This is a genomic window from Burkholderia sp. EMB26 (assembly GCF_024730645.1).
GTDB classification, from domain to species: domain Bacteria; phylum Pseudomonadota; class Gammaproteobacteria; order Burkholderiales; family Burkholderiaceae; genus Burkholderia; species Burkholderia cenocepacia.
Genome location: NZ_CP078072.1, coordinates 531,608 through 555,281, shown reverse-complemented (window position 1 = coordinate 555,281; position 23,674 = coordinate 531,608). Strand labels below are relative to the sequence as shown.

General features: G+C 70.7%; 24 protein-coding genes. 15 read left to right on the top strand and 9 right to left on the bottom strand.

What is annotated here, in order from left to right; all coding sequences use genetic code 11:
• Positions 1-98 precede the first annotated feature (98 nt).
• The 9 genes from KU887_RS32815 to KU887_RS32775 all read left to right on the top strand — a co-directional run bounded on the left by KU887_RS32815 (position 99) and on the right by KU887_RS32775 (position 7,629).
• Positions 99-1,199 carry an enolase C-terminal domain-like protein gene (locus KU887_RS32815; RefSeq protein WP_196433307.1) on the top strand — a complete coding sequence of 367 codons (1,101 nt, stop codon included), beginning with the start codon at positions 99-101 and terminating at the stop codon, positions 1,197-1,199.
• Positions 1,200-1,218: 19 nt separating this feature from the next.
• Positions 1,219-2,070, top strand: coding sequence for a hypothetical protein (locus KU887_RS32810; RefSeq protein ID WP_006498269.1), 852 nt, complete (start codon positions 1,219-1,221; stop codon positions 2,068-2,070).
• On the top strand, positions 2,067-2,732 hold the full coding sequence (locus tag KU887_RS32805) for a gluconate 2-dehydrogenase subunit 3 family protein (protein ID WP_006483455.1): 666 nt from the start codon (positions 2,067-2,069) through the stop codon (positions 2,730-2,732). The genes KU887_RS32810 and KU887_RS32805 overlap by 4 nt, the downstream gene beginning before the upstream one ends.
• Positions 2,719-4,389 carry a GMC family oxidoreductase gene (locus KU887_RS32800; protein WP_084752633.1) on the top strand — a complete coding sequence of 557 codons (1,671 nt, stop codon included), beginning with the start codon at positions 2,719-2,721 and terminating at the stop codon, positions 4,387-4,389. Before KU887_RS32805 ends, KU887_RS32800 begins: the two co-directional genes overlap by 14 nt.
• Before the next feature lie 91 nt (positions 4,390-4,480).
• Positions 4,481-4,864 carry a DUF305 domain-containing protein gene (locus KU887_RS32795; RefSeq protein WP_006498267.1) on the top strand — a complete coding sequence of 128 codons (384 nt, stop codon included), beginning with the start codon at positions 4,481-4,483 and terminating at the stop codon, positions 4,862-4,864.
• 126 nt (positions 4,865-4,990) lie between these two features.
• Complete coding sequence (locus KU887_RS32790) at positions 4,991-5,731, top strand: FRG domain-containing protein (RefSeq protein ID WP_034203596.1); 741 nt, start codon at positions 4,991-4,993, stop codon at positions 5,729-5,731.
• Between the two features lie 150 nt (positions 5,732-5,881).
• Entirely contained in the window at positions 5,882-6,388 is a 507-nt protein-coding gene (locus KU887_RS32785) for a low affinity iron permease family protein (RefSeq protein ID WP_006483457.1), read from the top strand.
• 165 nt (positions 6,389-6,553) lie between these two features.
• The gene (locus tag KU887_RS32780; protein WP_034204031.1) at positions 6,554-7,033 is read left to right on the top strand and encodes a BON domain-containing protein; all 480 of its coding nucleotides are present in this window, start codon (positions 6,554-6,556) and stop codon (positions 7,031-7,033) included.
• Positions 7,034-7,146: 113 nt separating this feature from the next.
• A complete protein-coding gene (locus tag KU887_RS32775; protein ID WP_258258477.1) occupies positions 7,147-7,629 on the top strand; it encodes a DUF1641 domain-containing protein in 483 nt (160 codons plus the stop codon).
• Here KU887_RS32775 and KU887_RS32770 read toward each other — a convergent pair.
• Both KU887_RS32770 and KU887_RS32765 read right to left on the bottom strand, forming a co-directional pair.
• Entirely contained in the window at positions 7,604-8,077 is a 474-nt protein-coding gene (locus tag KU887_RS32770) for an NUDIX hydrolase (protein ID WP_006483465.1), read from the bottom strand. The two genes, KU887_RS32775 and KU887_RS32770, sit on opposite strands and share 26 nt — an antisense overlap.
• A 196-nt stretch (positions 8,078-8,273) precedes the next feature.
• On the bottom strand, positions 8,274-8,477 hold the full coding sequence (locus KU887_RS32765) for a hypothetical protein (RefSeq protein ID WP_058903648.1): 204 nt from the start codon (positions 8,475-8,477) through the stop codon (positions 8,274-8,276).
• 167 nt (positions 8,478-8,644) lie between these two features.
• On the opposite strand from KU887_RS32765, the gene KU887_RS32760 reads away from it, so the two are divergent.
• The 3 genes from KU887_RS32760 to KU887_RS32750 all read left to right on the top strand — a co-directional run bounded on the left by KU887_RS32760 (position 8,645) and on the right by KU887_RS32750 (position 13,362).
• Positions 8,645-10,033 carry an HlyD family secretion protein gene (locus tag KU887_RS32760; RefSeq protein ID WP_059722937.1) on the top strand — a complete coding sequence of 463 codons (1,389 nt, stop codon included), beginning with the start codon at positions 8,645-8,647 and terminating at the stop codon, positions 10,031-10,033.
• Positions 10,034-10,118: 85 nt separating this feature from the next.
• Positions 10,119-11,711, top strand: coding sequence for a DHA2 family efflux MFS transporter permease subunit (locus KU887_RS32755; RefSeq protein ID WP_006486261.1), 1,593 nt, complete (start codon positions 10,119-10,121; stop codon positions 11,709-11,711).
• Position 11,712: 1 nt separating this feature from the next.
• Positions 11,713-13,362, top strand: coding sequence for an efflux transporter outer membrane subunit (locus KU887_RS32750; RefSeq protein ID WP_258258476.1), 1,650 nt, complete (start codon positions 11,713-11,715; stop codon positions 13,360-13,362).
• A gap of 67 nt (positions 13,363-13,429) precedes the next feature.
• On the opposite strand, the gene KU887_RS32745 is transcribed toward KU887_RS32750, so the two are convergent.
• On the bottom strand, positions 13,430-14,140 hold the full coding sequence (locus tag KU887_RS32745; protein WP_059722941.1) for a response regulator: 711 nt from the start codon (positions 14,138-14,140) through the stop codon (positions 13,430-13,432).
• A 588-nt stretch (positions 14,141-14,728) separates the two neighbouring features.
• Here KU887_RS32745 and KU887_RS32740 point away from each other — a divergent pair.
• Both KU887_RS32740 and KU887_RS32735 read left to right on the top strand, forming a co-directional pair.
• Positions 14,729-15,061, top strand: coding sequence for a hypothetical protein (locus KU887_RS32740; protein WP_006498255.1), 333 nt, complete (start codon positions 14,729-14,731; stop codon positions 15,059-15,061).
• A 23-nt stretch (positions 15,062-15,084) separates the two neighbouring features.
• The gene (locus KU887_RS32735; protein ID WP_006490674.1) at positions 15,085-15,306 is read left to right on the top strand and encodes a hypothetical protein; all 222 of its coding nucleotides are present in this window, start codon (positions 15,085-15,087) and stop codon (positions 15,304-15,306) included.
• A gap of 22 nt (positions 15,307-15,328) precedes the next feature.
• Here the strand turns inward: KU887_RS32735 and KU887_RS32730 are convergent, their stop codons facing one another.
• From KU887_RS32730 to KU887_RS32705, 6 genes are read right to left on the bottom strand one after another with little or no spacing between them, the layout of a single operon-like run.
• Positions 15,329-15,868: a GNAT family N-acetyltransferase gene (locus KU887_RS32730; protein WP_006490675.1), complete on the bottom strand. Its 540-nt coding sequence runs from the start codon at positions 15,866-15,868 to the stop codon at positions 15,329-15,331.
• Positions 15,869-15,900: 32 nt separating this feature from the next.
• Positions 15,901-16,713, bottom strand: a complete 813-nt coding sequence (locus tag KU887_RS32725; RefSeq protein ID WP_012493748.1) for a DeoR/GlpR family DNA-binding transcription regulator — start codon at positions 16,711-16,713, stop codon at positions 15,901-15,903.
• Positions 16,714-16,747: 34 nt separating this feature from the next.
• Positions 16,748-17,722 carry an N-acetylglucosamine kinase gene (locus KU887_RS32720; protein ID WP_034203589.1) on the bottom strand — a complete coding sequence of 325 codons (975 nt, stop codon included), beginning with the start codon at positions 17,720-17,722 and terminating at the stop codon, positions 16,748-16,750.
• Positions 17,719-18,900, bottom strand: coding sequence for an SIS domain-containing protein (locus tag KU887_RS32715; protein WP_258258475.1), 1,182 nt, complete (start codon positions 18,898-18,900; stop codon positions 17,719-17,721). Before KU887_RS32715 ends, KU887_RS32720 begins: the two co-directional genes overlap by 4 nt.
• 22 nt (positions 18,901-18,922) lie before the next feature.
• On the bottom strand, positions 18,923-20,218 hold the full coding sequence (locus KU887_RS32710) for a D-tagatose-bisphosphate aldolase, class II, non-catalytic subunit (RefSeq protein WP_258258474.1): 1,296 nt from the start codon (positions 20,216-20,218) through the stop codon (positions 18,923-18,925).
• Positions 20,215-21,117 (bottom strand): DMT family transporter, encoded by a 903-nt coding sequence (locus KU887_RS32705; protein ID WP_012493745.1) that lies wholly within the window; start codon positions 21,115-21,117, stop codon positions 20,215-20,217. Before KU887_RS32705 ends, KU887_RS32710 begins: the two co-directional genes overlap by 4 nt.
• A 363-nt stretch (positions 21,118-21,480) precedes the next feature.
• Between KU887_RS32705 and KU887_RS32700 the strand changes: the two genes are divergently transcribed.
• On the top strand, positions 21,481-23,616 hold the full coding sequence (locus tag KU887_RS32700) for a glycoside hydrolase family 36 protein (RefSeq protein ID WP_258258473.1): 2,136 nt from the start codon (positions 21,481-21,483) through the stop codon (positions 23,614-23,616).
• Positions 23,617-23,674 lie beyond the last annotated feature (58 nt).

Sequence of the window (23,674 nt, the reverse complement as noted above, 5' to 3'; positions counted from 1 at the left end):
CGAGGCTGCCGCGCAAGGCACGTGCCGCGCCGCAGAAGCCGGGCACAGCGGTTGCACGCCGCACCGCAAGCAACAAGCAAGCTGACCGGAGCGCAACGATGGCACTTTCCGCCGCGCCGGCGATCGACGACGTGCGCGCCCGCGCGTACCGCGTGCCGACCGACCGGCCCGAAGCCGACGGCACCTACGCATGGACCGCGACGACGGTCGTCGTCGTCGAGATCGACGCGGGGCCCGTGACGGGGCTCGGCTATACGTACACGGACGCGAGCGCCGTGCCGCTCGTGACGTCGCTGCTGGCCGGCGTGCTGCGCAACCGGCCGGTGGTGGACATCCCGGCCGCCGTCGACGCGCTGTGGCGCGCGGTGCGCAACGTCGGCCGCGGCGGAATCGCGGCGACCGCGATCTCGGCGCTCGACGCCGCGTTGTGGGACGCAAAGGCAAAACTCGCCGACGTGCCGCTCGCGCTGCTGCTCGGCCGCTTGCGCGAGCGCGTGCCGGTGTACGGCAGTGGCGGTTTCACGACTTACGATGCGCCGACGCTCGCCGCGCAGCTCGACGGCTGGCGCGCCGGGCACGTGCGCGCGTGCAAGATCAAGATCGGCGTGGACGATGCACGCGATCCGTCGCGCGTGCGCGCGGCGCGCGATGCGCTCGGGCCGGGCGTCGACCTGTTCGTCGATGCGAACGGCGCGTATGCGCCGCGCACCGCGCTCGGGTTCGCGCAGGCCGCCGCCGATTGCGACATCCGCTGGTTCGAGGAGCCCGTCAGCAGCGACGACGTCGACGGGCTGCGGTTCGTGCGCGAGCACGTCGGCGCGCGGGTCGACATCGCCGCCGGCGAGTACGCGTATACGCCCGACGATTTCCGGCGCTTGCTGGAAGGCCGCGCAGTCGACGTGCTGCAGGCCGACGCGACGCGCTGCGGCGGCGTCAGCGGCTTTCTCGCGGCCGCCGCGCTTGCCGATGCGCATCACATCGACTTGTCCGCGCATTGCGCACCCGCGCTGCACCGGCACATCGGATGCGCGGCGCCGCGCCTGCGCCACATCGAATGGTTTCACGATCACGTGCGCATCGAGCGGATGCTGTTCGACGGCGCGCCGCGGCTCGTCGACGGCGCGCTCGAGATCGACGCGACGCGCGCCGGGCTCGGCCTCGAATTGCGCGCCGCCGATCTGCTGGATCTCGCGCTTTGAATCCCGACGAGGAGGAACGATGCGACACCCCCGACATCGCGCCGCCGAGCGCGACAGGTTGCTCGCCGACGCCGCGCGGCTGCTGAACCGCAGCGCACTGCTGCTGGCCGGCTCGGTGCTCGCGGACAGCGGCGTCGAGCACTATCGCGGCACCTTTCACAATCGCGCGATGCTCGCGCCGCTCGCGATGTCGACGCTGTCGGTGATCGCGAGCGTGCACGGCCACGCGGACGACACGCCCGTGCGCCACCGGCTGCGCGACGCGGTGCACGTCGCAGCGGCCGCGGTCGGTGTCGCCGGTTCCGCGTTCCACCTGTACAACGTGACGAAGCGACCGGGCGGGTTCAGCTGGCACAACCTGTTCTATGGCGCGCCGCTCGGTGCGCCGTTCGCGCTGCTGCTGTCGGGCGCGCTGGGGGCGGCGGGCGAGCGGCTGCGCGAGAGCCCGGCCGACGCGCCGCGGCTCGCCGGACTGCCGGCCGGGCGCGCGCTGGCCGGGCTCGTCGCGGCGGGGCTCGTCGGCACGCTCGGTGAAGTCGGGCTGCTGCATTTTCGCGGCGCCTTCCAGCATCGCGCGATGTTCGCGCCGCTCGTCGTGCCGCCGGTGGCCGCACTGGCGACCGCGCAGCTCGCGCTGTCGCGTCCGCGCGCCGACCGGCGGTTCTGCCGCGGCTGGCTGCGCGCGACGGCCGTGCTCGGGTTCGTCGGCGTCGCGTTTCATGTGCGCGGCGTCGCGCGGCAGATGGGCGGCTGGCGCAACTGGTCGCAGAACCTGCTGTCGGGCCCGCCGCTGCCGGCGCCGCCGAGCTTCACCGCGCTCGCGATCGCGGGGCTCGCCGCGACCGCGCTCGCCGAACGGGAGGCGCCATGAGCGATACGAACCGCAACGCCGTCGCGCTGCCGCGCTATCCGGGCTATGACGTGCTCGCCAAGCGCGACACGCCATCGTGGAACGATGCGACGCGGCGCGCAATCGATGCGCGCCTGCGTGTCGCGGCCCATGCGCCACGCTATCTGGATGCCGAACGATTCGCGACGCTCGGCGCGTTGTGCGCGCGCATCGTCCCGCAGCAGCCGGGCGGCGCGGGCGCGATCCCGACCGCCGCCTTGGTCGACGCGCGGCTCGCGGCCGACGACGGCGACGGCTATCGCGATGCGCGCCTTCCGCCGCTGCGCGTCGCGTGGCAGACGGGACTCGCCGCGCTCGACGCGATGGCGCGGCACGCGCATGGTTGCCCGTTCGCGGCGCTCGGCGCGCGCGACGCCGATGCGTTGCTGCACGCGGTACAGCAAGGCGACGTCGACCGGCAGCTGGAACCGGCGTGGGACGGCATGGACCCGCGCACGTTCTTCACGAAGCGCGTGCTGATGGACGTCTGCGGCGCGTACTACGGCCATCCGTTCGCGTGGAACGAGATCGGCTTCGGCGGACCCGCGAGCCCGCGCGGCTACGTGCGGATGGACTTCAACCGCCGCGACCCGTGGGAAGCGGACATGCGCATGGAGGAGGGCGATCGCGATGGCCGCCGATGAACCGCTGTCCGCCCCGACGCCGCGCGGCCGCGACGGCCGTGCGCCCGATCCGTTTCGGGTCGGCGGCTGGTCGCCGATGCGGATGTTCCGCGACGACGATGAGGTCGACTTCGTGATCGTCGGCACCGGCGCGGGCGGCGGCACGCTCGCGTGCAAGCTCGCCGAATACGGCTTTTCGGTCGTCGCGCTCGACGCGGGTGCATGGTGGCGGCCGCTCGAGGAATTCGCGTCGGACGAGACGCATCAGCACAAGCTGTTCTGGACCGACGAGCGGATCTGCGACGGCGCCGATCCGCTCACGCTCGGCACCAACAACAGCGGCCGGGCGATCGGCGGCAGCACGGTGCACTTCGCGATGGTGTCGCTGCGATTCAGGCCCGAGTGGTTTCGCTCGCGCAGCGCGCTCGGCTATGGCGTCGACTGGCCGCTCGACTGGCGCGAGATGTGGCGCTACTACCGCGAGGTCGAACAGGCGTTGAAGATCAGCGGGCCGGTGAACTACCCGTGGGGCCCGCCGCGGCCGCGCTATCCGTATCGCGCACACGAACTGAACGCGGCCGCGCTCGTGCTCGCACGTGGCGCGGAGGCAATGGGCATCGACTGGACGCCGACGCCGCTCGCGACGCTGTCCGCGCCGCGCGGCCGCGCGCATCCGTGCGTGTATCGCGGCTTCTGCATCGCCGGCTGCGCGACCAACGCGAAACAGAGCGCGCTCGTCACGTGGATTCCGCGCGCGGTCGCGGCCGGCGCCGAGGTGCGCGATCTCGCGATGGCGCTGCGGATCGAGGCCGCAGGCGATCGCGCGACCGGCGTGCACTACCGGCGCGATGGCCGCACGCATTTCCAGCGCGCGCGCAACGTCGTCGTCGCCGGTTACGCGATCGAGACGCCGCGCCTGCTGCTGCTGTCCGCGAACGGGCGGCATCCGCAGGGGCTCGCGAACCGTTCGGGCCTCGTCGGCCGCTATCTGATGGCGCAGCTCAACCAGGCGTCGTGGGGGACGATGGACGACGAAGTGCGCTGGTACAAGGGCCCGCCGTCGCTGTCGATCACCGAGCACTGGAACTACGCGGACGAAGGCAAGGATTTCTTCGGCGGCTACTGCTGGATGAGCCAGGGGCCGCTGCCGATCGAATGGGCGCGCAAGGTCGCCGCGCGCGGGCTGTGGGGCGATGCGCTGAAGCGCGAGATGGCGCGCTACAACTTCCAGGCCGGCCTGAAGATCGTCGGCGAGACGCTGCCGCGCGCGGACAACCGCGTGACGCTCGCCGACGAACGCGACGCGTTCGGGCTGCCGGTCGCGCGCGTCACCTATTCGTACGACGACAACGATCGCCGGATGATTCGCCATGCGCTCGCGCAGATGGGCCGTTCGCTGGAAGCGGCCGGCGCGCGCGACATCTGGCACGAGGAGGACGACACGTGCCATCTCGCCGGCACCGTGCGGATGGGCGACGACCCGGCGACGAGCGTCGTCGATGCCGATTGCCGCAGCTGGGACATCCCGAACCTGTGGGTGTGCGACGGCTCGGTGTTTCCGACCGTCGGCGGCGTGAATCCGTCGCTGACGATCCAGGCGATCGCGTGCCGCACCGCCGACCGCATCCGCGCGCTGGTCGCGCGCGGCGACGCGCATGCGCGTGCGCGATGGCGGTGACGCGTGCCGCGCGGCCTCCGTCGTCGCGATGCATGCGAACGAGAGGAGAGCCGCACGCGAACCGTTCAATCTCTTAGCGAGGATTCGTCTCATGTCTGCATTCAACCGTTCATCCCTGCGCCGCGGTGCCGCCTGCACCCTGCTGGCCGTGTGCGCGTCGGCGCTGCCCGCGGCGGCGCAGTTGCGCCCCGCCAATCCGGCCAGCGTCCCGGATTCATCCACGCAGGCATTCAAGCGTGCCGACCGCAAGATGATGGAAGCGATGGAAAGCGCCCCGTACACGGGCGACGCCGATCGCGATTTCGTCTCGCACATGGCGCCGCATCACCAGGGCGCGATCGACATGGCGCAGGTCGAGCTGAAATACGGCAAGGACCCGACGCTGCGGCAGCTCGCGAGCCGGATCGTCGCCGCGCAGCGCGACGAGATCGCGCTGATGGAACGCTGGCAGAAGGAGCACGGCAAGACGCCGTGAATCGCGGGGCGGGACGGGATGCGCGGTCGGCCGTACCGGCGGCTGCGCATCCGGTCAGCGGCGACAGCGGACACGTACCGACGCGACGGCGGCGCGTACCGGCAACCGCGACAGGAGGGGTGATGGATGGACGGTGAACGTGACGCGGCAGATCGCGCGATCGACAGCGTGGCCGACTACATGGCCGCGATCGGCGCGCAGCGGCAGACGATGGCGCTGCGCCTCTTTCGCGGCCAGTGCAATGCCGGCTGGCCGCTCGTGCCGGGCATCGCGCGACAGCGCGCGTCGCCCGACGTCGAAGCGCGGATGCTCGACGAATTCACGCGGCGCGCGCTGCCGCACCTCGAACCCGGACAGAACCTCGATGCGTGCGACTGGCTCGCGCTCGCGCAGCAGCACGGGATGCGCACACGGCTGCTCGACTGGTCCGGCAACGCGCTCGCCGCGCTGTGGTTCGCGGTCAGGCGCGCGGGCGAAGCGGGCGGCGACGGCGTGGTGTGGTGCCTCGCGCACGACGCCGACGACATCGCGACCGCCGCCGAGCGGCGCGCCCCGCTGGAGGTCACGCGCACCAAGGTGTTCCGGCCGCGTCACGTGATGCCGCGGATCACCGCGCAGGACGGCTGGTTCACGATTCACGGCTACGACGCCGGCGCCGAGCGCTTCGTGCCGCTCGACGAGCATGCGGATTTTGCCGGCCGCCTCATCCGCATCGTCGTACCGGGCGCGCGGTTCGCGACGATCCGGCAGGAACTCGCCGGTGTCGGCGTGAGCGTCGCGACGATCTTTCCGGATCTCGACGGCATCGCGCAGCTGACCGACACGCGCTATTTCCCGGACGACGAGGACACGCACGCGCCGCGGTAAAGCCGCCGCCGCACGGGCACGCGCGATGCTTGTTTCGACGGCGCGCACACGGGACCGGCCCCCGAGCGGCCCTGCATGCGTCCGGTTCGCGGCGGGCGGCGACGCGGTTCATGCGCACATTCCAACCAACCATCGAATCCGGAGGCTGTCATGCGCGAACCCAACGAACCACCGAGCGACCGTCGCGACACGGCGTGCAAGCCCGGCGCCGGTTCCGCGCCGAGCGGGCACGCGGTCACCCGCGCGTTCGAACGTTTCGCGTCGGGCGTGACGACCTGGGCCGGCTCGCCTGTCGCGTTCGGCAGCGCGGTCGCCATCACCGTGCTGTGGCTCGTGAGCGGGCCCGTGTTTCACTACTCCGACGCATGGCAGTTGGTGATCAATACTGGCACCACGATCATCACGTTCCTGATGGTGTTCCTGCTGCAGCGCAACCAGAACCGCGACAGCGTGGCGCTGCACCTGAAGCTCGACGAATTGCTCGCGGTCACGCGCGCGGCGAGCGACCGGCTGATCGGGATCGAGGATGCGTCGGAGGAAGAATTGCGCGCGCTGGCGCAGACCTACGTCGAAATGGCGCAGCGCGCGGCCGAGCGCGGCGAGGACGAGCCGGGCGGCACACGCGCGGAAACGGCCGATACGCCGCCCGAATCCTGATCGCCTGATCGCGCGATGCGCGGCCCGATGATTTTTCAAACGCTTGTCGTTTCCGGCGTCGCATCGCGGCAGACCGGCGTGCCCACGACGCTCGCAGCGGGGAACGGCACGTGCTGCAACCCGAAACGAAGCCCGGTCGTTCCGGGTATTGCCTACGGTGCTTCCATGAACTCCAGAACCCCTTCGAATCCGCTGTTGAATCTTGCGGTGGCCGTCGCCTGCGGCGCGGCCGCGATGTACTTCCTCGATCCGTCGTCCGGCCGGCGCCGGCGCGCGTATCTGCGCGACAAGGCGGTTGCGGGCCGGCACGGCGTGGCCGATTATGCGAATACGCAGGCGAAGCGGGCGGCCGACCATGCGCGCGGCGCGATCGCCGGCCTGCGGGCGGACTGGCTCGCGGGCGATGCGAGCGACGTGCAGGTCGCCGAGCGCGTGCGTGCGGCGCTCGGCCGGCTCGTCGGTCGCCCGCGCGACATCGACGTGAGCGTCGAGCGCGGCAACGTGTGCCTGACCGGACAGGTCGAGGAGGCCGAAAGGCAGGCGCTGATCGACGGCGTCGCCGCGCTGCATGGCGTGCATCACGTCGAGGACGCGATGGGCGCGCGCAGCGAATACAAGGCGCCGCCCGGCGGCCATTCGCACTGACGCGGCCGCGGCTGCCCGCACCGGCGGGGGCCGGTGAACGACTACGACACGCATTCGGCGCACGCACGGCTGCCGGCACGACGGCAGCCTGGCGCCCCAACCGGAGCAAGCCCATGACCGACCGCCAGCCCCCCGATACGACGCCTCCGCATCCGGAGCCCGGCGCGCACGACGCGCTCGAACACCTGCTCGGCAGCCTGCATCGACACGGCTTCCTGCGTTTCGCGAACGAGGTCGTCACGGCGAACGCGCGGCTGGCCGACACGTTCGTCGACGTGCTCGACAAGCCCGGCATGCAGAGCGGCATGCAGAATCTCGCGATGCTCGTGACGGCGCTGTCGCGCATTCCGCCGGAACAGTTCGGTCGCGCCGCGTTCGCGGCGGCCGACGCGCTGCATCACGTGGGCGCCTGGCAGCCGGCGCAGCACGAGCATGTCGCGCCCGGCGTGCGCGGCGTCTACCGGCTGCTGCACGACGAGGCGCTGTGGGAGGCGTTGACGCCGCTGCTCGAAGGACTGAAAGTCTTCGCGCAAGGGCTCGCGCGTGATGCGCAGCCGCCGGCCGCCGGGCTCAACGAGGCGACGAAAGACGCTTGACCGGCGCCGGTGACAGGCCGCACGCGGCGCACAGGTCCGCGAACTGGCGGATGATGCGCTGCGTCGGCGCGCTCGCCGGCCAGTGCGGCACCGCGTCGATGCCGACCCAGCGGCACAGCGCGATTTCCCGGCCCGGGCATGCGTGCGCGCCGCGCGGCAGGCTCGCGACGAACACGTGATGGCGTTTCACGCTGCCGTCCACGTAGAAGAAATACGCGAGTTCGAGATCGACGAGCCCCGTTTCCTCCCGAAGCTCGCGATGCGCGGCGTCGAGCGCCGATTCGCCGCGCCGAATCACGCCGCCCGGCAGCGTCCAGCGCGACGACGGCCGTCGGGCGACCAGCAGCACGCGCTGGTTGCGATGGCAGATGATCGTTGCGCGTTCTTTCGCCAGCGGCGCCAGCGGCACCGCGCGAACAGGGAAATCGGACGGGTCGGGGAGCGTCATGCAGGGCAGGCGACGGGTGAATGAAAGATCCATTACCCGGTACAGCAACCTGCATTCCTGCTTCGCCGCCGCGCCTGCCGGCGCGTGAGCGTTTCGGGGCTGCGTGCCGGCGGGCGTCCGCGATTTTTCAACGGCTTGTCATTTATGCCGCCGCCTGTCGCGGCCGACCGCGCGCGCGGTGCGGCGCAATGCGCGGCTATCGCGCGTTTTCGCGCTTGCGGGATGGTGCGCGATCCTGCGGCGTGCCGTTTTCCGGCTCGTCCGGCTTGCCTTCGGCGGGATCGTGCGCGCTGCGCGGCGGCGGCGTGGCCGTGCCGGGGCGTTTGCCTTCGGGACCGGGCGTGCTGTTGCCGCGATCTTCGTCGCGCGTGTCGGTGTCGAGTGAGGTCGAGCGTGTCATGGTTCGCGAGTCCTGTCGGGGCCGTCGAAACGTACGCGTCGCGCATCGGGCGTGCCGGTCGGCTGGAACCAAGCCGAACCACCTTGCCGGGCCCGCTGTTTGCTTGATCGCGCGCTTGAGGTCCGTGCGGGCAATGACGCCCGCGGCCGCCGCCCGGAGTCCCGTTCATGCCCGATGCGATCCTGTGCCCGTTGTCCGTTCGTGAGCGATTTGGCGTCGCGGTCCGGCGCGCGCTGACGCCCGGACCGCGCGGCACCGGCGCGCCTGACGCGTTCGTGTCGGCGGCGGCCGGTGCCGCCCTGTCGACGCCGCTGCACGTGCGCTGGCCGACCGTGGTCGCGCGCGCAGGCGATGGGCCGTCCGGTGGCGGCAGCGGCGCGGGCCCCGCGCCGGGCCGCAACGACGGCGAGCACCCGACCGACGCGCCGGGCGGCGGCGGTGGCGACGACCATCCGCACGACGATCGCGGCGGTCGCACCGGCGGAGACGGAGACGGCAACGACGGCGAAGGCGAACGCAAGCGACCCGGCAAGAAAACGCTGATCATCCTCGGCGCGGTGCTGATCGTGCTGCTCGTCGGCGGCCTCGTCTGGTGGCTCGCGACGCGCAACCAGGAAAGCACCGACGATGCGTACACCGACGGCAACGCGATCGCGGTCGCGCCGCACGTGTCCGGCTACGTGACGCGGCTGGCGGTCGACGACAACACCTTCGTGCGGCGCGGCGACGTGCTCGTCGAGATCGATCCGCGCGACTACCGCGCGCAGGTCGACGCGGCGCAGGCGCAGCTCGGCCTCGCCCAGGCCCAGCTGGATGCGGCGCGCGTGCAGCTCGACATCGCACGCGTGCAGTATCCGGCCCAGTACCGGCAAGCGCGCGCGCAGATCGAATCGGCGGAAGCCGCGTACCGGCAGGCGCTCGCCGCGCAGGCGCGGCAACGCGCGGTCGATGCGCGCGCAACCTCGCAGCAGGCGATCGATGCGGCCGACGCGCAGCGCGCGACCGCCGACGCGAACGTCGCGATGGCCCAGGCGCAGGCGCGCACCGCGAGCCTCGTGCCGCAGCAGATCCGGCAGGCCGAGACGGCCGTCGAGGAGCGCCGCCAGCAGGTGCTGCAGGCGCGCGCGCAGCTCGAGACAGCCAACCTGAACCTGTCGTACTGCGAAATGCGTGCGCCGTCCGACGGCTGGGTCACGCGGCGCAACGTGCAACTGGGCTCGTTCCTGCAACCGGGCACGTCGATCTTCTCGATCGTCACGCCGCGCGTGTGGATCACCGCGAATTTCAAGGAGTCGCAGCTCGAACGGATGCGCATCGGCGACCGCGTCGACGTGTCGGTCGACGCGTATCCCGATCTCGACCTGCACGGCCACGTCGACAGCATCCAGCTCGGCAGCGGCTCGCGCTTCTCCGCGTTCCCCACCGAGAACGCGACCGGCAACTTCGTGAAGATCGTGCAGCGCGTGCCGGTGAAGATCGTGCTCGACGGCCCGCTGCCGACCCGTCCGCCGCTCGGTCTCGGCCTGTCGGCCGTGCCGACCGTTCACCTGAAATGACCGGCCGCCGCGCCGCGGCCGGTGTCGACCGGAGCGATCCGATGCCCGATACCCGCACGTCATTCCCGTTTCGCGAGGCCCGCCGATGAACCGGCCGCCCGAGCGCAACGGCGCGTCCGGCGGCGCATGGCGACCCGCCGCGAACCCGTGGCTCATCGCGATCGTCGTCACGCTCGCCGCGTTCATGGAAGTACTCGACACCACGATCGTCAACGTCGCGCTGCCGCACATCGCCGGCACGATGTCGGCGAGCTACGACGAGGCGACCTGGACACTCACGTCGTACCTCGTCGCGAACGGCATCGTGCTGCCGATTTCGGGCTTCCTCGGGCGCCTGCTCGGCCGCAAGCGCTACTTCCTGCTGTGCATCGCCGCGTTCACCGTGTGCTCGTTCCTGTGCGGCGTCGCGACCAACCTTGGCGAACTGATCGTGTTCCGCGTGCTGCAGGGGCTGTTCGGCGGCGGGCTGCAGCCGAACCAGCAGTCGATCATCCTCGATACGTTTCCGCCGGAGCAGCGCAACCGCGCGTTCTCGATCTCGGCGATCGCGATCGTCGTCGCGCCGGTGCTCGGGCCGACGCTCGGCGGCTGGATCACCGACCATTTCTCGTGGCGCTGGGTGTTCCTGCTCAACGTGCCGATCGGCGCGCTGACCGTGCTCGCGGTGATGCAGCTCGTCGAGGATCCGCCGTGGCGGCGCGACGCCGAACGCGGAATCTCCATCGACTACATCGGCATCGGGCTAATCGCGATCGGGCTCGGCTGCCTGCAGGTGATGCTCGATCGCGGCGAGGACGAGGACTGGTTCGGTTCGAACTTCATCCGCATCTTCGCGGTGCTGTCCGCGCTCGGGCTGATCGGCGCGACGCTGTGGCTGCTGCGCACGAAGAAGCCGGTGGTCGACCTGTCGTGCCTGCGCGACCGCAATTTCGCGCTCGGCTGCGTGACGATCGCGACGTTCGCGGCCGTGCTGTACGGCAGCGCGGTGATCGTGCCGCAGCTCGCGCAGCAGCATCTCGGCTACACGGCGACGCTCGCGGGGCTGGTGCTGTCACCCGGCGCGCTGCTGATCACGCTCGAGATTCCGCTCGTGAGCCGGCTGATGCCGCACGTGCAGACGCGCTATCTCGTCGGGTTCGGCTTCGTGCTGCTGTGCGGCGCGCTGATCTATTCGCGCACGCTGGTGCCGAACATCGATTACACGCACCTCATGATGATCCGCTGCGCGCAGTCGCTCGCGATCGGCTTCATGTTCGTGCCGATCACGACGCTCGCGTACCTGACCGTGCCGCAGCGGCTCAACGACGACGCGTCCGCGCTGTTCACGATGTTCCGCAACGTCGCGGGCTCGATCGGCATCTCGGTGTCGACCGCGCTGATCCGCGAACGCACGCAGGCGCGCATGGCGCATCTGTCCACGCACATGTCGACGCTGTCGCAGAACTTCCAGGATGCGTTGCAGGAGAACGCGCGCGCGATTGGCGCGCTGACGGGCGCGCCGCCGTCGGCCGCATTGCAGACGGCCGGCGGGCGGCTGTACGAGACCTTCATCGCGCAAGCGACGATCCTCGCGTATATCGACGTGTTCGCGATCCTCGCGGTGTTCTGCGCGTTCAGCATTCCGCTGACGTTCCTGTTCTCGCCGGCGAAGGCCGCGCGCGCCGCGGGAGGGCATTGAGATGAACGCACGTCGGGACAATCGCAATCGCCGCGTGATTCGCAGCCTCGTGCGCCGCGCGGTGACGATCTTCACCGGATGCACGGTGGTCGCAAGCTGCACCGTCGGGCCCGACTACCAGCCGCCGCACGCGGACGTGCCGGACACCTGGCATGCGATGCGGGCGGACGGACAGGCGGCGTCTCCCGCGTCGGACGCGGCCGCACGGTCGTCGCCGACGGTCGACGCCGATCCCGATCCGCGCTGGTGGCGTGCATTCGGCGATCCGCTGCTCGACCGGCTCGTCGAGCGCGCGGCGCACGACAACCTCGACGTGCAGGCGGCCGTGCTGCGCATCGCGCAGGCACGCGCGCAGGTTCGCGCGGCCGCCGCGCAAGGTTTGCCGGACGTGCGGGCGACCGCGAGCTACCAGCGCGAACAGCTCGGCCTGAAAGGCATCGTCGAGGAGCAGGGCATCGACCAGCGCGTCGATCGTCTCGGCGCGCCGGGCTCGCCGCTCGACCGGTTCGGGCCGGGCACCGGCGCGCGCGTGCAGCAGGGCGCGCGTAGCGCGATCGATGCGCTCGAAGCGCCGGTCAACCTGTGGCAGGCCGGCTTCGACGCGTCGTGGGAGCTGGACCTGTTCGGGCGCGTGCGCCGCTCGGTCGAAGCGGCCGGCGCGCAGACGAGCGCGGCGATCGCGAGCCGCGACGACGCGCTGCTGTCGCTCGAGGCGGAGGTCGCGCAGACCTATCTGCAACTGCGCGGCGCGCAAGCCCAGCGCGCGCTGGCCGACGACCTGCAACGCGCGCAGCGCGAACTGCTCGACCTGACGCGCGAGCAGGCCGCGCACGGTCTCGCGAGCGATCTCGACGTGCGCAGCGCCGACGCGCGGCTCGCGCAGATCCGCGCGCAACTGCCGCAGTTCGACCAGCAGATCGTGTTGTTGCGCAACGGTCTCGCGTATCTGGTCGGCGGCGCGCCGGGCGCGCTCGACGACTGGCTTGCCGCCCCGCGCGCGCTGCCGGACGTGCCGCCGGCCGTGCCCGTCGGTCTGCCGTCGACGCTCGCGCGCCGGCGTCCCGACATCCGCCGCGCGGAGGCCGAGCTGCATGCGGCCACCGCCGACGTCGGCGTCGCGGTCGCGCAGTTCTATCCGGACATCTCGTTGACCGGGCAAGTCGGGTTGCGTGCGTCGCACGTGCGCGAGCTCGCGCACTGGTCGCATCTGTTCTATGCGTTCGGGCCCGCCGTGTCGCTGCCGATTTTTTCCGGCGGCGCGCTCGTGTCGAACCTGCGGCTGTCGCAGGCGCGCCAGGCGGAAGCGGCGCTCGCCTACCGGCAGGCGGTGCTCGTCGCGCTGCGCGACGTCGACAATGCACTGGCCGTGTACCGCACCGACCAGGCGCGCGCGGCCGCGCTCGACGATGCGGTGAAGGCCGAACAGGGCGCGCTGGACCTCGCGCGCGATCGCTACCGGAAAGGCTTGTCGCCGTTCCTCGACGTGCTGGACGCCGAGCGGCAATGGTCGGAGGGGCGGCAGCAGGCGCAGCAGGGCGCGTTGCAGACGACGACCGATCTCGTCGCGCTGTACAAGGCGCTCGGCGGCGGATGGCAGGCGGAGCCGGGCACGCATGCGAATCCGGATGCCGGTACGGCCCGCGCGCAATAGCCGCGAACGCACGCCGGACATCGCGGGCCCCGCTCGCGCCACGCCGCTCGCCGGCCCGCACGCGGCGTCAATCCCACGCGTGCTTGCTGAACTGATAGCCCTTGGAGCGGATCGTCTTGATCCGTTTCGGTTCGGCCGCATCGTCGCGCAGCTTGCGGCGCAGCTTCGAGATGCGACCGTCGATCGACCGGTCGAGGCCGTCGAACGCGATGCCGCGCAGCAGCAGCGTCAGGTCTTCGCGGCTGACCACCTCGCCCGCGCGGCACACGAGCGCCCACAGCAGGTCGAATTCGGTCGACGTCAGGCGCGGCGTGCTGCCGTCGGGAAGATGCACGCGGCGATCGGCCCGGTCGATCGAGAATTTGCCGAACACGTATCGCTGCGGCGAATCCGGCGCGGGCTCGCCCGCCGGCACGCGCGTGCGCCGCAACTGCGCCTTGATCCGCGCGAGCAGCAGCCGCGGCTCGACCGGCTTGCGGAGAAAGTCGTCCGCGCCGAGTTCCAGGCCGAGCAATTCGTCGAACGGTTCGTCGCGGCCGGTCACCATGATCACGATGCCGTCGTACTGCATGCGCGCCTCGCGGCAGATCTCGAAGCCGTCCTTGCCCGGCAGGTTGACGTCGAGCAGCACGAGGTCGGGGCGGTTCGCGACGATCGCCGGCACTGCGCCGGCGCCGTCGAACAGCGTGTCCACCTGGTAATGATGCTGGCGCAGATAGTCGGCGATCAGCGCGGACAGCGGGACGTCGTCTTCGACGAGCAGAATTCGGATGGGCATCGCTAAACGAAGGGGGCAAAACGGGAAGGTGGCGAGCGGTCAGGCCCAGTCCGAACGCGTCGTAGCCGAAGCGACGTGGATGATACTGCGCAACATTCCGGTGGAATGTGGCGAAATCTGAATCGTTCGGTGAGCTTAGCTATGGGCCAATCGCCGCCGCCGGGCGGCAGGTACGGGAAGCGCGAGGCGGGGTCGCGCGCGGGGCAGAAACGGTTCGGGGCGAGGGCCGGCGCGGCGCTCGCGACGTTGCGCGGCCGCGCATCCTTCAGACGAAAACGTTTGCGCCAGGCCGCGGTCGCGAACCGCGCTCGCACCGGTCAAACCCAGGCCAGGCAAGGTTAGTCGACATATCATTACAAAATATTACCGACGTGGGCGGGTGCCGCTCCCTACAATCTGCGCAGCTGACTCGCGCGCATCGCGCACTGCGATGGCATCGTTTCCCGATCGTATCGACTGCCGGTTTCGACGACACGTCGAGCCATGTCGCTCGCGTGCGGAACCGGATGCGCGCGGGTCGGCGCGACGCCGCGCCGGCGCCTGACGGGCGGGCAAGCGGATGGTACGAACGATTGACGGGGAAATGAAATGACGCCGTTGCAAGTCGTCCAGCGTCTCGAGGCACTCACGCAGGCGATCGAAGCCGCGGTCGCGCGCGCCGACTGGAACGAAGCCGTCCGCGCGGCCGAGATGCGGTCGGCGTTCGTGCTTGCGCTTGCACCCGATCAACCGGCCGAGGTCGTGTCGGCGTTGATGCGCATGCAGGAAATCGATGTCCGGATTTCCACCATCGCGCGCGACACGCTGGAGGCGCTCATCGCGGAGGGCTGGACGGCGTTGCACGCGACCCGGTTGGCCACCCACGCGCTGAGGGTGCGGCAGCGATCGCTCGACGCCGGCGCCGCGGCCACGCGACATTGAAATTCGTTTCTGCAGGTGACGGGATGAGATTCAGAAAACGCACCAGTCACGTCGATGCGACACGGTGGTTCGCCGACGGCGACCATGAACGGGTAGAGCGCCGTGACGGGAAGTGGGCGGTCGCGACGCCGGAAGGCTGGCGGCCGGTGCAGCCGGGCGACTGGATCGTGCGCGATGAAGGCGGCAACTGCTGGCCGATGGAAGACGGCCTCTTCGTGCGTTGCTACGAACCGGCAGCCGACTGACGCGGCCGCCGGCTCGCCGCGCTTATCGGCTCTTGCGCGAAAACATCAACGAATCGGCGTCGTTGAACCGGATAGGCCGCGGCTCGCCGTAACCGGCTTTCTCCGCGACCCGGATCGATGCGACATTGGTCGGCGCGATCAGGCACACGCTGCGCTCGAACCGCTGCTGCGCGTCGAGCCATGCGAGCGCGGCCGCGAGCGCCTCGGTCGCATAGCCGCGGCCCTGCGCCCACGTCGCCAGCGCCCAGCCGGCTTCCGGCACGCCGCGGATCGGCGGTTCGATGTTCCGGTGGAAATCCGCGAAGCCGAGATCGCCGACATAGCGGCCCGACGCCTTTTCGCGAATCGCCCAGTAGCCATAGCCGAGCAGCGGCCACAGCCCGCGATACGCGAGCATGCGCATCCACGAGTCGCGCGGCGCGGACGGCTCGCCGTTGAAGATGTGCGCGACGACGCCGGGTTCCGCCCACATGGCGGCGAGTGCGTCGAAGTCGCCGAGCGGATGGCCTTCGAGCACCAGGCGCGGCGTGTCGAGAACGGGCGGGGACGAGACGGGTGGCATCGGGTGTCCGGAAAGAGGGGATAGTCGGGCGGCTAGACCGTCAGCACGTCGATGCCGCGCTGGCGCAGGTCGTCGACCACGGCTGCGTCGGCGCCCGTATCCGTGATCAGCATGTCGAGCTGCTCGACGCTTGCGATCACCGAGAGATTGCGCTTCATCAGCTTCGACGAATCGGCGACCGCGATCACCTGGCGCGAGATCTTCAGCATCTGCGCGTTCAGTTGCGCTTCGAGCAGGTGCGGCGTCATCAGGCCGATCTCGGGATCGAGGCTGTCGACGCCGAGGAACAGCCGGTCCGCGTACAGCCCCTGCAGCGCGACGACGGCCTGCGGCCCCGACAGCGAATACGAGTTCGGCCGAAGCTGCCCGCCCGGCATGATCAGGTTGATGTGCGGCGCGGCCGCGAGCAGCACGGCCACGTTCAGCGCATTGGTGATCACGTTCAGCGATTGCAGCTTCATCGCGAGGATCTGCTTCGCGATTTCCTCGGTCGTGCTGCCGGAGTCGAGCAGGATCGTTTCGCCGTCGCCGATCAGCGCGGCGGCGGCCGCCGCGATCCGCACCTTCTCCGCGTGACGGAGCTTCTGCTTGACCGCGATCGGCACCTCGTCGCTTTCGCGCAGCACCAGCGCGCCGCCATGGGTGCGCAGCACCGCGCCGGCCGCCGCGAGCGCGTTCAGGTCGCTGCGCACCGTGACGAGCGAGATGCCGAACCGCTCGGCCAGTTCCTCGACGGTGACCTTCTCCCGCTCGCGCACCAGCTCGCAGATCAGGCGGCGACGTTCTTCGACAAGCAGCGGCGCGTGATCGACGGCAGGCGACGGAGGCACTCGGTGAGCGGGCATGTCCATTTCGGCAAGACAGGGAGCCGAAATGATATCAAAACCCCTGGCCGGGCTGGAGCGCATGCAAGGCCGGCGCGTCGAGCGGCATGCCCGCCAGCCGGGCCGCGTGGACCGCCGCGCCGACGTGGGGCCCGAGGCGCGGCGCGGTGAGCACCGCATCCGGCACGCGGCGCGCGAGCGCGTCGCGCAGCGGCTCGAGCACGCGCGCGCCGGCGTTGAACACGCCGCCGGAATACGACACCGGCAGCGGTTCGCCGGGCGGCCAGCCGAGGGTGCGCGCGACGCCTGCCGCGAGTTGCGCGAGCTCGTCGGTCGCGCGGTCGATCAGCGCGTGCGCTGCGGGGTCGCCCGCGTGCGCCGCATCGATCACGAGCCGCGACAGCTGCGCGAAGCGGCTGCGCACCGCGCCCGCATTCACGGCCGCGCACAGGTCGAGATCGTGTTCCAGCGCGAAGTGCGCGCGCACGATGTCGAACAGCGGCCCGCGCGCGGCGCGGCCGTCCGCCATCCGCGAAAACGCGGCGAGCCCTTCGCGCGCGAGCCAGTAGGCCGAGCCTTCGTCGCCGAAGACCTCGCCCCAGCCGCCGCAACGTGCGGCGCGGCCTTCGCGTTGCCCGTACGCGATCGATCCGGTGCCGGCGACGATGCTGATGCCGTCGCCGCCGGCCAGCGTGCCGGCCCAGCTGCACACCATGTCGTTGCCGATCCGGTAGCGCTCGCGCGCGAACAGCGGCGCGAGCAGGCCGTCGAGCTCGGGCAGCAGGCGGCTGTCCTCGCCGTACGCGGGCAGGCCGGCGAATGCGTACGCGACGTCGTCGCGCGCGACGTTCGCCGCGGCCAGCACCGCATGCACGCCGTCGGCGAGCAGCGTGCGCAGCGCGTCCACGCCGATCTCGAGGTAGTAGCTGGTGGTCGTTTCGTGACGCGCCCGCACGCGGCCTTGACGGTCGATCACCATGAACGCGGTTTTCGTGCCGCCGCCGTCGATGCCGAGAAAGAGTGGAGTCATGTGGGCTGCCCCGCGTACGGATGAATGGTGACGCCGGCCACGACGCGGTTGACGGTGCCGGACGCGCTCGGGTTGTCGGGCGTGAGCCCGAGGCGCAGCGACGCGAGCAGCGCGAAACACTGCGCGAGGACCAGCGCGACGGGCGCGAGCGCGAGATCGGGCAGGCCGGGCGGCAGCGGCACCGTCAGGTCGTCGCCGGACGGCGCCGGCGTGCCGGTGTCGCCCGCGTCGTCGGCCGGCGCGACGCCGACCGACAGTATGCCGGCCGCGCGGTTTTCGCGCCGCAGTTCGCGCAGCAGGTCGAGGTCGTAGCGGCGCGTATGCGGATCGCCGGACAGCAGCACGACGACGAGCGTGCGTTCGTCGAGGAACGTTTTCGGGCCGTGCCGGAAGCCGAGCGGCGATTCGGCCATCGCGACGATCAGCCCGTCGGTCAGTTCCAGCAGTTTCAGCGCGGCTTCGCGCGCGAGCCCGAGCAGCGTGCCGCTGCCCAGATACACGACGCGCTCGGGCAACTGCCGCACGTGCGCGGCGAGCCGCGACGCGTGGTCGCGCAGCAGCGTGCGCGCGGCGTCGGCCAGCGGCCCGACCGGCATGCCGGCCACGCCGAACGCCCAGGCCGCGCCGAGCAGCATGCCGCTGAAACTGGACGTCATCGCGAACGCCTGGTCGTGCGTGGCCTCGGGCAACAGCACGACGTGCGCGCGCGGATGCGTGCCGAGGCGGCGGTTCAGCATGCCGTCGGCCGCGCACGTGAACGCGAGGTGGCGGCAGCCGTCGACGAGGCGATCCGCCAGCTCGACGGCCGCGACGCTTTCGGGGCTGTTGCCGGAGCGCGCGAACGACACCAGCAGCGTCGGCACGCCCGGCTGCAGCGTGTCGCCGGGGTTCGCGACGATGTCGGTGGTGGCCACCGCTTCGACGCGGCCGCCGAAGCGGTGCCGCAGCGCGGGCGCGAGGCACTGGCCGATGAAGGCCGAGCTGCCCGCGCCGGTCAGGACGATGCGCAGGCGAGGATCGGCGAGCAGCGGCGCGAGAAACGCGTCGAGCGCCGCGCGCTGCGCGTCGACGACGGCATGCACGTCGGGCCAGACGTCGGGTTGCTGGGCGATTTCGCGTGCCGTGTGGGCGGCGTGGCGGCGGCTGAGGTCGGCGGGATCGAGGTCGAAAAATTCCATGAGCAGATCTGAGGAGAGTCGGTCACGCGGCACACGCGTGGAGATACGGACGGACGGCCGCGGCCGTGCCGTCTTGCAACAGGGCGCCGGCGCGCAACGCGAGCCGTCCTTCGCGGACGGCCTCGTACTGGCGCGGCAGATGCTGGCTGACGAGCGTGAGCGGCGGCGGCGACGCATCGAGGCGCGCGAGCAGGTCGGCGCACGCGCGTTGCACGACGGGATGGGTCCAGTAGTAGCGGATGCGGTCGCTCAGGCTGTACGCGAGATCGAGTTCGAGTTGTGCGCCGGCCGGGTAGTAATCGCGCCAGTGCGCCGGTTCGTTGCGCATCACGCCGAGCACGGTCGCGATGAACCCGTCGTCGCCGCCGAGCCATTCGCGCTCGATCGCGGCGAGCGACCACAGCGTTTCGCGCATCGCGAAGGTCACGCCGGGGCCGACCTTCAGGATCGCGAAGTGGTCGCGCACGAGTTGCGCGAGGTTGTCGGGCGTCTGGTAATCGGTCGAATGCGCTTCGAACACGAGCGCGGGTTCCGTTTCGATGAATGCGCTCAGTTCACGCGCGTTGCCGGCGTCGTAGTCGATCACCTTGTGATGATCGAACTCGACGCCCGGCTGCACGACCATCGCGATCACGCGCGACCACGCATCGTCGAGGCCGGCGCGCGCGAACGCGTCGCGGTGCAGCGCGAGCGTCGAGCCGGCCGCTTCGGGCGTGGTGACCGCGACCGCGTCGAGCGTCTCGTGCGCACCGCCGGGCACCGGCACCTCGGTGCCGATCACGTAGACGGGCGCGTCGCCGCGCGGCGCACCGGCCGCCCACGCGGCCTCGGCGGCGCGGCACAGGCGCACCGCCCGCGCGGCGATCTCGGCTTCGGGCAACGGCTGCGGATCGTCCGCGCACGACATCGAGCAGTCGAGATGCAGCTTGCGGAAGCCGGCCGCCACGTACTGCGCGACCATCGTCTCGGCCTTGTCCATCGCGTGCGCGGCCGGCAGCCGGCGCCATGCGTTCGGGCCGAGATGGTCGCCGCCGAGCAGGATCGCATCGGGGCTCACGCGTTCGCGCGCGGCGATGTCGAATACGTGGCGACGGAAGTCGTGCGGCGTCATGCCCGTATAGCCGCCGTCCTGGTTGACCTGGTTGCAGGTCGCCTCGATCAGCGCGGGGCGTTCGCGCGCCGCGCATTCGCGCAGCGCGGCGGCGATCGCGACCGGATGCGCGGAGCACACGGACGGGATGCCGATCGCGGGTGTGCCGGGCGGCGCGTGACGCGACGACTGCTTGTGACGGCGGACGAGATCGAGCAGCGGGTTCATGCCGATTCCCCCGCCGTGTGGGTTGCCGCGGCGCCTTCCGGCTGCAGCGCGAGCAGCAGCGCGGCCAGCAGCGCCAGCGCGATGCCCGTGAGCTTGCTGCCGGTCGGCGTCGCACCGGTGACGATCATCGAGATCACCGACGTCAGCAGCGGCGCGCCCGCGTTGACGAGCGGCGACACGACGATCGCCTTGCCGAAGCGGAACGCATAGACGAGCGTCAGCGCGCCGATCGCATTCAGCACCTGGATCACGGCGGCGAGGCCCGGGCCGCCGATCCCGTAGTTGATCGTGCGGCCGAAGTCGGTCATCCACAACGCGAACGGCACGCACAGCAGGCCCGTCAGCGCCATGTAGAAGAAGATCGATTCCGCGTCCATCGTCGCGTTCGCGATCTTGATGAAATACGCCTGCAGCCCCCATGCGACGAGCACCAGCAGCGCGAGCGCGAACCACAGCCCGAACCGCGCGGGGCCCTGGCCCGACTGGAAGTCGAACAGCGGCAGCGAGCACAGCGCGAGCACGATGCCGGCCACGCCGAGCTTGCCGGTGCGTTCGCGCAGCAGCAGGAACGACAGCGCGATCGTCAGCGCCGGCGACAGCGACACGATCGGGAACACGAGATACGGCGGCCCCGATTCGACCGCGCGGAACAGCAGCATTTGCCCGCCCGCGCCGAGCAGCCCGATCGCGAGCCCGAGCGCCAGCGAACGGCCATCGCGCCGCACACGCCAGCCGGCGCGGCCGAGCGCGACCAGCGCCGGCGGAATCATCGTGAACGCCCAGACCACGTAGATCAGCGTGTCGGGGAAGCCGTGTTCGGCGGGCAAGCCGGTGAATGCGCCCCACACGCCCCAGAGCAGGGTCGTGACGAGCGCGTGAACGAGCCAGTTGTTTTGCATCGGTCGCGTCTTTCGAAGTGGGTTCTGATCCGTCGAATGCTTTCGTTTGATGCCGTGCAAGGCGAAATCGGAGGCGTTCGGCGGCCGAGCCCGACGACGTTCCAGCAGAAATCGGCAGAAACGTGCGTCGGGAGCGGCCAATTTATGATCTTTCGATTTCTTTCGTTATTAGTGTAAACCACAAACGAAAGAAATCGAAAGATCGACTAGATTGCCGATCTGCGCGAGACGGATGCGTCGGCGCACGGCCCTTCTTCACGAGGAATTCCGTATGAACGCTTGCTTTTCCTTTCGATTTCCACTGCCTGCCCGGCGTGCCGGCAGCGCGGCGCGCTGCGTGCCGTTGCGTCGCGAGGTGCGTCCATGACCACCCGGCGCGCGTTCGTGCAGTGGCTGGCCGCCGGCGCGGCGAGCCCGATTCTGGTCGGCGTCGGCGTGCGCGATGCCCGCGGCGGCGAGCCGTCGCGCGTCGCGCTGCGTGACGACCGGCTCGTGATCGAGTTCGATCCGGCGATGCGCAGCCGGCTGGCCGTGCGTCGCGGCGGCGGCACGCGTGCGCTGACCCGCTTCGATGCGAGCGAGACGCTCGAGCAACTGATCGGCCCGGCGCCGGCGCCGACCTCGGACGGCCCCGCGCCCGACACGCGGCCGGTGCGCACGATCGATCGCTTCGCGCTCGTCGACGCCGCGCATGCGGACGTCTCCACCGCCTTCGGCGCGGGGCGGCAACTGCGGCTGGTGGGCCGGTCGGCGCACGGCTTCGAGAAGACGGTGCGCATCACGTTGCTCGACGCGCGGCCGGGCGTCGCGCTGATCGACACGCAGTTCCGCAACGTCGGCATGCAGCCGACCGACGTCCGCGCATGGAACGTCGCCGCGCACCGGCTGCTGCCGGCCGCGGCCGGCGCGGGCGGCTACTGGACCTATTCGGGCGCGAGCCACGCGGACCGGCGCGACTGGGTGCAGCCGGTCAAGGCCGGCTTCGATCAGCGCAATTTCATGGGCATGAACGCGTCGGACTATGGCGGCGGCACGCCGGTCGTCGACGTGTGGCGGCGCGACCAGGGCATCGCGCTCGGTCACCTCGACATCGTGCCGCGCCTCGTATCGCTGCCGGTGAAGGCGGTGCGCGACGAAGTCTCGCTCGGCCTGCGCGGCGAGCAGACGATCACGCTCGCGCCGGGCGCGACGCTCGATACGCCGACCGCCTTCGTGATGCTGCACGACGGCGACTATTTCGTCGCGCTCGATACGTACCGGCAGATGATGGGCGCGCAGGGTTTCCATGCGCCGCGGCCGCCGGCGAGCGCGTACGAGCCGATCTGGTGCGCGTGGGGCTACGAGCGTCAGTTCAGCCTCGACTACGTGCGCGCGACGCTGCCGAAGGTGCAGGAACTCGGCTTCAAGTGGGCGGTGCTCGACGACGGCTGGCAGCGGCGCACCGGCGACTGGGTGCCCGACCGCGCGAAATTCCCGGCCGGCGACGCCGACATGAAGGCGCTCGTCGACGATATCCATGCACGCGGCCAGAAGGCGCGGCTGTGGATCGCGCCGCTCGCGGTCGCGCCGGGCAGCGACGAACTGCACGACCACACCGACATGCTGCTGCTCGACGCGGACGGCGCACCGCAGGCGATCACCTGGTGGAACAGCTTCTATCTGTGTCCGGCCTACGAGAAGACGCAGGCGCACATCGCCGCACTGATGCAGAAGGTGATCGGCGAGTGGGGCTTCGACGGCGTGAAGGTCGACGGCCAGCACCTGAACGGCGTCGCGCCGTGCTACAACCCCGCGCACCGGCATGCGCGGCCGGAGGATTCGGTCGAGCACCTCGCCGATTTCTACCGCGTGTTCCATGACGCCGCGCATGCGATCAAGCCGGATGCGGTCGTCGAAGTGTGCCCGTGCGGCACCGCGTACGCGTTCCACAACATGCGCTACATCGACCAGGCGCCGGCGTCCGATCCGCTGTCGAGCTGGCAGGTGCGCCACAAGGGCAAGACGCTGAAGGCGCTGATGGGCGCATCGTCCGCGTACGCGGGCGATCACGTCGAACTGAGCGACGGCGGCGGCGATTTCGCGTCGGCGGTGGGCGTCGGCGCGGTGATCTCGACGAAGTTCACGTGGCCCGTCGATCCGAAACCGAAGGACTCGTTCCTGCTGACGCCCGAGCACGAGCAGGCATGGCGGCACTGGGTCGAGGTCTACAACGCGCACCGGCTCGCCGAGGGCCGCTATCGCGGCGAGCTGTACGACATCGCGTTCGACAAGCCCGAGGCTCACGTCGTGGAAAAGGACGGCGTGCTGCATTACGCGTTCTACGCCGAGCGCTGGAGCGGCCCGGTCGCGCTGCGCGGCCTGCAGCCCGGCCGGTCGTACCGGATCGTCGATTACGCGAACGGCAATCGCGAGGTCGGCCGCATCGCGCCGGGGCACGACGCGATCGCATTGCGCTTCGAGCATGCGGCGCTGCTGCGCGCCGAGCCGCTCGACGCGTGAGCGTCACCCCGCAACACCGCGTACCACCGCCCGGGCCACGTGTCGTCGCGCATCACCG

What these genes read in the sequence shown, in the direction of transcription:
- KU887_RS32815 (WP_196433307.1), top strand. Translation starts at nt 99, where the DNA reads ATGGCACTTTCCGCCGCGCCGGCGATCGACGACGTGCGCGCCCGCGCG.
- KU887_RS32810 (WP_006498269.1), top strand. Translation starts at nt 1,219, where the DNA reads ATGCGACACCCCCGACATCGCGCCGCCGAGCGCGACAGGTTGCTCGCC.
- KU887_RS32805 (WP_006483455.1), top strand. Translation starts at nt 2,067, where the DNA reads ATGAGCGATACGAACCGCAACGCCGTCGCGCTGCCGCGCTATCCGGGC.
- KU887_RS32800 (WP_084752633.1), top strand. Translation starts at nt 2,719, where the DNA reads ATGGCCGCCGATGAACCGCTGTCCGCCCCGACGCCGCGCGGCCGCGAC.
- KU887_RS32795 (WP_006498267.1), top strand. Translation starts at nt 4,481, where the DNA reads ATGTCTGCATTCAACCGTTCATCCCTGCGCCGCGGTGCCGCCTGCACC.
- KU887_RS32790 (WP_034203596.1), top strand. Translation starts at nt 4,991, where the DNA reads ATGGACGGTGAACGTGACGCGGCAGATCGCGCGATCGACAGCGTGGCC.
- KU887_RS32785 (WP_006483457.1), top strand. Translation starts at nt 5,882, where the DNA reads ATGCGCGAACCCAACGAACCACCGAGCGACCGTCGCGACACGGCGTGC.
- KU887_RS32780 (WP_034204031.1), top strand. Translation starts at nt 6,554, where the DNA reads ATGAACTCCAGAACCCCTTCGAATCCGCTGTTGAATCTTGCGGTGGCC.
- KU887_RS32775 (WP_258258477.1), top strand. Translation starts at nt 7,147, where the DNA reads ATGACCGACCGCCAGCCCCCCGATACGACGCCTCCGCATCCGGAGCCC.
- KU887_RS32770 (WP_006483465.1), bottom strand. Translation starts at nt 8,077, where the DNA reads ATGACGCTCCCCGACCCGTCCGATTTCCCTGTTCGCGCGGTGCCGCTG.
- KU887_RS32765 (WP_058903648.1), bottom strand. Translation starts at nt 8,477, where the DNA reads ATGACACGCTCGACCTCACTCGACACCGACACGCGCGACGAAGATCGC.
- KU887_RS32760 (WP_059722937.1), top strand. Translation starts at nt 8,645, where the DNA reads ATGCCCGATGCGATCCTGTGCCCGTTGTCCGTTCGTGAGCGATTTGGC.
- KU887_RS32755 (WP_006486261.1), top strand. Translation starts at nt 10,119, where the DNA reads ATGAACCGGCCGCCCGAGCGCAACGGCGCGTCCGGCGGCGCATGGCGA.
- KU887_RS32750 (WP_258258476.1), top strand. Translation starts at nt 11,713, where the DNA reads ATGAACGCACGTCGGGACAATCGCAATCGCCGCGTGATTCGCAGCCTC.
- KU887_RS32745 (WP_059722941.1), bottom strand. Translation starts at nt 14,140, where the DNA reads ATGCCCATCCGAATTCTGCTCGTCGAAGACGACGTCCCGCTGTCCGCG.
- KU887_RS32740 (WP_006498255.1), top strand. Translation starts at nt 14,729, where the DNA reads ATGACGCCGTTGCAAGTCGTCCAGCGTCTCGAGGCACTCACGCAGGCG.
- KU887_RS32735 (WP_006490674.1), top strand. Translation starts at nt 15,085, where the DNA reads ATGAGATTCAGAAAACGCACCAGTCACGTCGATGCGACACGGTGGTTC.
- KU887_RS32730 (WP_006490675.1), bottom strand. Translation starts at nt 15,868, where the DNA reads ATGCCACCCGTCTCGTCCCCGCCCGTTCTCGACACGCCGCGCCTGGTG.
- KU887_RS32725 (WP_012493748.1), bottom strand. Translation starts at nt 16,713, where the DNA reads ATGCCCGCTCACCGAGTGCCTCCGTCGCCTGCCGTCGATCACGCGCCG.
- KU887_RS32720 (WP_034203589.1), bottom strand. Translation starts at nt 17,722, where the DNA reads ATGACTCCACTCTTTCTCGGCATCGACGGCGGCGGCACGAAAACCGCG.
- KU887_RS32715 (WP_258258475.1), bottom strand. Translation starts at nt 18,900, where the DNA reads ATGGAATTTTTCGACCTCGATCCCGCCGACCTCAGCCGCCGCCACGCC.
- KU887_RS32710 (WP_258258474.1), bottom strand. Translation starts at nt 20,218, where the DNA reads ATGAACCCGCTGCTCGATCTCGTCCGCCGTCACAAGCAGTCGTCGCGT.
- KU887_RS32705 (WP_012493745.1), bottom strand. Translation starts at nt 21,117, where the DNA reads ATGCAAAACAACTGGCTCGTTCACGCGCTCGTCACGACCCTGCTCTGG.
- KU887_RS32700 (WP_258258473.1), top strand. Translation starts at nt 21,481, where the DNA reads ATGACCACCCGGCGCGCGTTCGTGCAGTGGCTGGCCGCCGGCGCGGCG.